Annotated in this window: 3 rRNA genes; all 3 read left to right on the forward strand. The window is 61.2% G+C overall.

Annotated elements, in window-relative coordinates:
- The first annotated feature begins 201 nt into the window (after nucleotides 1-201).
- The 3 genes from H6X67_RS11590 (at nucleotide 202) to rrf (ending at nucleotide 5,687) form a co-directional block, all read left to right on the forward strand.
- Nucleotides 202-1,752: ribosomal RNA gene (locus tag H6X67_RS11590) — 16S ribosomal RNA — on the forward strand.
- A 424-nt stretch (nucleotides 1,753-2,176) separates the two neighbouring features.
- Nucleotides 2,177-5,360: ribosomal RNA gene (locus H6X67_RS11595) — 23S ribosomal RNA — on the forward strand.
- 210 nt (nucleotides 5,361-5,570) lie between these two features.
- Nucleotides 5,571-5,687, forward strand: a 5S ribosomal RNA gene (rrf, locus tag H6X67_RS11600).
- Together the 16S, 23S and 5S rRNA genes form the textbook arrangement of a ribosomal RNA operon.
- Nucleotides 5,688-5,764: the final 77 nt, after the last annotated feature.

Raw genomic sequence — 5,764 nt, forward strand, 5'->3', positions numbered from 1 at the left:
GTGGGTGTGTTGTTTGAGAGCTCGATAGTGTGTCATGTTTTTTATGCCATAGTGGGTGCGTCTGCTGGGCTGTTCCTGGGTTTTGTGTCTGGGGGTGGTTTGGTGGGTGTGCTTGTTTTGTTTTTGGTTTTGCCTGTGCCTGTCTGCTTTGTTGTGGGTGGGTGTGGGTTGGGCCTGGAGAGTTTTTCTCTGAATTTGTTTTGTTTGGAGAGTTTGATCCTGGCTCAGGACGAACGCTGGCGGCGTGCTTAACACATGCAAGTCGAACGGGCTGCTCACGGGTTTTTCTTGTGGGTGGTGAGTGGCGAACGGGTGAGTAACACGTGAGTAACCTGCCCTCTTCTTCTGGATAACCTCATGAAAGTGGGGCTAATACGGGGTATTCTGGCCTGCTCGCATGGGTGGGTTGGGAAAGATTCTGGCTTTTGCTGGTTTTGGTGGGGGATGGGCTCGCGGCCTATCAGCTTGTTGGTGGGGTGATGGCCTACCAAGGCTTTGACGGGTAGCCGGCCTGAGAGGGTGGACGGCCACACTGGGACTGAGACACGGCCCAGACTCCTACGGGAGGCAGCAGTGGGGAATATTGCACAATGGGCGCAAGCCTGATGCAGCGACGCCGCGTGAGGGATGACGGCCTTCGGGTTGTAAACCTCTTTCGCCAGTGAAGCAGCCGCCTCTTTCTTGGGGGTGGTGACGGTAGCTGGATAAGAAGCGCCGGCTAACTACGTGCCAGCAGCCGCGGTAATACGTAGGGCGCGAGCGTTGTCCGGAATTATTGGGCGTAAAGGGCTCGTAGGCGGCTGGTCGCGTCTGTCGTGAAATCCCTCGGCTTAACTGGGGGCTTGCGGTGGGTACGGGCCGGCTTGAGTGCGGCAGGGGAGGCTGGAATTCCTGGTGTAGCGGTGGAATGCGCAGATATCAGGAGGAACACCGGTGGCGAAGGCGGGTCTCTGGGCCGTTACTGACGCTGAGGAGCGAAAGCGTGGGGAGCGAACAGGATTAGATACCCTGGTAGTCCACGCCGTAAACGTTGGGCACTAGGTGTGGGGGCTCTTTCCGGGGTCTCCGCGCCGTAGCTAACGCATTAAGTGCCCCGCCTGGGGAGTACGGCCGCAAGGCTAAAACTCAAAGGAATTGACGGGGGCCCGCACAAGCGGCGGAGCATGCGGATTAATTCGATGCAACGCGAAGAACCTTACCAAGGCTTGACATGTGGGCGGCTGGTGCGGAGACGTGCCTTCCCTTTTTGGGCGCCCTCACAGGTGGTGCATGGTTGTCGTCAGCTCGTGTCGTGAGATGTTGGGTTAAGTCCCGCAACGAGCGCAACCCTTGTCCCGTGTTGCCAGCACGTTGTGGTGGGGACTCGCGGGAGACTGCCGGGGTCAACTCGGAGGAAGGTGGGGATGACGTCAAATCATCATGCCCCTTATGTCTTGGGCTTCACGCATGCTACAATGGCCGGTACAGAGGGTTGCGATGCCGTGAGGCGGGGCGAATCCCTTAAAGCCGGTCTCAGTTCGGATCGGTGTCTGCAACTCGACACCGTGAAGTTGGAGTCGCTAGTAATCGCAGATCAGCAACGCTGCGGTGAATACGTTCTCGGGCCTTGTACACACCGCCCGTCACGTCATGAAAGTCGGCAACACCCGAAGCCCGTGGCCCTACGGGGAGCGGTCGAAGGTGGGGCTGGTGATTGGGACGAAGTCGTAACAAGGTAGCCGTACCGGAAGGTGCGGCTGGATCACCTCCTTTCTAAGGAGCCTCGTGTCCTGGTGGGCGCGTTGTCGTGGTGGGCCCGTTGGGGGCCTGCTGGGCGCGCCCGGCTTGGGGCTGGAACGCTATAGGCATCAAGGAACCGGCTGTCGTGCCTGCTCTCCCTTCTTCGTTGTGTTGTGGGGGTGTGGGTGTGGTGGCTGCCCCGCGCCGCTCGTGCGCCTCCCTGTTGTCGGGGGGGGTGGGTGGTGTGGGGGTGGCACGCTGTCGGGGTCTGGGGCAGTGCGCCCTGGTGGCCCCGGCCTTGTCCTGGCTGGCTGTCCTGCTGTTGTGGTGGGTGGCTGGTCGTGGTGGGGTCGTGGGTGGGTTGGTTGTGAACTGTATAGTGGACGCGAGCATCTTTGATCTTTGTGTTGCGCACCTGGCTGCCCTTCTTTGTTGTGGGGTGGTGGGTGCGTGTGTTTTGTTTGTTTTTATGAGCGTTCGGTGGATGCCTTGGCATCAGGGGCCGATGAAGGACGTGGTGGCCTGCGATAAGCCTCGGGGAGCCGGCTGACGGGCTGTGATCCGAGGGTGTCCGAATGGGGGGACCCGGCCGGGGTTGTGCCCGGTCACCTGCGCCTGAATTCATAGGGCGTGGGGGGTTACGCGGGGAAGTGAAACATCTCAGTACCCGTAGGAGAAGATATTCCGTGAGTAGTGGCGAGCGAAAGCGGAGGATGGTTAAACCGTGGTGGTGTGATGACCCGGCAGGGGTTGCCGCCGCGGGGTTGTGGGGCGTGTCTTTCCAGTGTCTGCCGGTGCTGGGCGCAGTGAGAAACTGGTGTGGTAGCTGAACCCTCTGGGAAGGGGGGCCGTAGTGGGTGAGAGCCCCGTAGGTGAAACCATGCTGGCTGTGTGGGCGCGTTCCCGAGTAGCACGGGGCTCGTGGAATCCTGTGTGAATCTGCCAAGACCACTTGGCTGCCTGAATACTTCCTGGTGACCGATAGCGGATAGTACCGTGAGGGAATGGTGAAAAGTACCCCGGGAGGGGAGTGAAATAGTACCTGAAACCGGGCGCTCACAAGCCGTCAGGGCCCCCTTGTTGGGGGTGATGGCGTGCCTATTGAAGAATGAGCCTGCGAGTTAGCGCCGTGTCGCGAGGTTAACCCGTGTGGGGGGAGCCGTAGCGAGAGCGAGTCCGAAAGGGCGTGTGTGAGTGGCACGGTCTAGACCCGAAGCGGGGTGATCTACCCATGGCCAGGTTGAAGCACGTGTAAGAGCGTGTGGAGGACCGAACCCACTTAGGTTGAAAACTGAGGGGATGAGCTGTGGGTAGGGGTGAAAGGCCAATCAGACTCCGTGATAGCTGGTTCTCCCCGAAATGCATTTAGGTGCAGCGTCCCGTGTTTCCCGGCGGAGGTAGAGCTACTGGGTGGCTGATGGGCCCCACAGGGTTACTGACGTCAGCCAAACTCCGAATGCCGTCGGGTTGAGAGCGGGGCAGTGAGACCGCGGGGGATAAGCTCCGTGGTCGAGAGGGAAACAGCCCAGATCGCCGGCTAAGGCCCCTAAGCGTGTGCTAAGTGGGAAAGGATGTGCGGTCGCGCAGACAACCAGGAGGTTGGCTTAGAAGCAGCCATCCTTGAAAGAGTGCGTAATAGCTCACTGGTCAAGTGATCGTGCGCCGACAATGTAGCGGGGCTCAAGCACACCGCCGAAGCCGCGGACCTGCCACATAGTTCCCTACAGCCTGCTGCCTTCGGGTGGTGGTTGTCAGGGGTGGTGGGTGGTAGGGGAGCGTCCTGCACCGGGTGAAGCCTCGGGGTGACCCAGGGGTGGATGGTGCGGGAGTGAGAATGCAGGCATGAGTAGCGATACTAGGGTGAGAAGCCCTAGCGCCGAATGACCAAGGGTTCCAGGGCCAGGCTAGTCCGCCCTGGGTGAGTCGGGACCTAAGGCGAGGCCGACAGGCGTAGTCGATGGATGACGGGTTGATATTCCCGTACCGGCGAAGCACCGCCCATGCTGACGCGCGGGTGCTGACCCACGCCGGCGCCCACACTCGCCGCCGCTGCCGGCCTCGGTCGGTGGTGTGTGGTGGTGGGCGCGGGTCTGGGGACCCTCCGTGCAGGTAGGCAAGCGTGTTAACAGGGGTGACGCACAGTGGTAGCCTCCGCGGGCCTAATGGCTTGGCCCGTTCAAGCGAGCAGCCCGCTGCCCAGGCAAATCCGGGCAGCTGCCCCCTTGTGGGGCGAGGGTGAGACGTGATGGTGACCGCCGCCTTCGTGTGGTGGGAAGCAGGGTGATCCTGGGGTGCCGAGAAAAGCCTCGACGCGATGGTGCCAGCCGCCCGTACCCTAAACCGACACAGGTGGTCGGGCAGAGTATGCCTAGGCGCACGAGATAATCATGGTGAAGGAACTCGGCAAAATGCCCCCGTAACCTCGGGAGAAGGGGGGCCCGAGCCTTGAGGCCCCGTTGCGGGCTAGGGGCGAGGGCCGCAGAGACCAGGGGGAAGCGACTGTTTATCAAAAACACAGGTCCGTGCGAAGCCGCAAGGCGATGTATACGGACTGACGCCTGCCCGGTGCTGGAAGGTTAAGAGGAGCCGTCAGCCCCCCTTTCGGGGGTGAAGCGGCGAATTCAAGCCCCAGTAAACGGCGGTGGTAACTATAACCATCCTAAGGTAGCGAAATTCCTTGTCGGGTAAGTTCCGACCTGCACGAATGGCGTAACGACTTCCCCGCTGTCTCCACCATGAGCTCGGCGAAATTGCACTACGAGTAAAGATGCTCGTTACGCGCAGAAGGACGGAAAGACCCCGGGACCTTTACTACAGCTTGGTATTGGCGCCCGCCATGGCTTGTGCAGGATAGGTGGGAGACTGTGAGACGGCCACGCCAGTGGTCGTGGAGTCGTCGTTGAAATACCACTCTGGCTATGGCGTGCGCCTGAACCTCGGCCCGTGATCCGGGTCAGGGACAGTGCCTGGTGGGTAGTTTAACTGGGGCGGTTGCCTCCTAAAATGTAACGGAGGCGCTCAAAGGTTCCCTCAGCCTGGTCGGCAACCAGGTGTTGAGTGCAAGTGCACAAGGGGGCTTGACTGCGAGACCGACGGGTCGAGCAGGTACGAAAGTAGGAACTAGTGATCCGGCGATCCCGAGTGGGTGGGTCGTCGCTCAACGGATAAAAGGTACCCCGGGGATAACAGGCTGATCCTGCCCAAGAGTCCATATCGACGGCATGGTTTGGCACCTCGATGTCGGCTCGTCGCATCCTGGGGCTGGAGCAGGTCCCAAGGGTTGGGCTGTTCGCCCATTAAAGCGGTACGCGAGCTGGGTTCAGAACGTCGTGAGACAGTTCGGTCCCTATCCTCTGCGCGCGCAGGATACTTGAGAGGACCTGTCCCTAGTACGAGAGGACCGGGACGGACGAACCTCTGGTGTGCCAGTTGTCCCGCCCGGGGCACGGCTGGTTGGCCACGTTCGGCAAGGGTAACCGCTGAAAGCATCTAAGCGGGAAACCAGCCTCAAGATAAGGTATCCACACCACCCCACGGGGTGGTGGAAGGCCCCCAGCAGACCACTGGGTTGATAGGCCGGACGTGGAAGGCCCGCAAGGGCCTGCAAGCCGACCGGTACTAATTGGCCGACACAAACACACACACCCCACACCACACAAAAGGCGTGGGGCCCCACAAACCTGCTGCTCGCGTCCACTGTACGGTCCTCAGGACCAACCCACCCCCCACACACGCACCACGCACACCATGCGGTGCGCGCGCGGGCGGGCCAACCACAACACCACACCCCACACGTACGCGCTGGACAACACACGCGCAGACTGTGGGAGCACACAACCCCATACAGACGTCTCGGTGGTCACAGCGGGGGAGCCACGCCCGGCCCCATCCCGAACCCGGAAGCTAAGACCCCCAGCGCCGATGGTACTGCACCCGCCAGGGTGTGGGAGAGTAGGACACCGCCGAGCACCAACCACACAGCAAGAGCCGGTCCACCCACCACGGGTGAACCGGCTCTCGCTCTACACCCACACACCAACAACAC

The sequence above is a fragment of the Actinomyces sp. AC-20-1 genome, assembly GCF_023369555.1.
GTDB lineage: Bacteria > Actinomycetota > Actinomycetes > Actinomycetales > Actinomycetaceae > Actinomyces.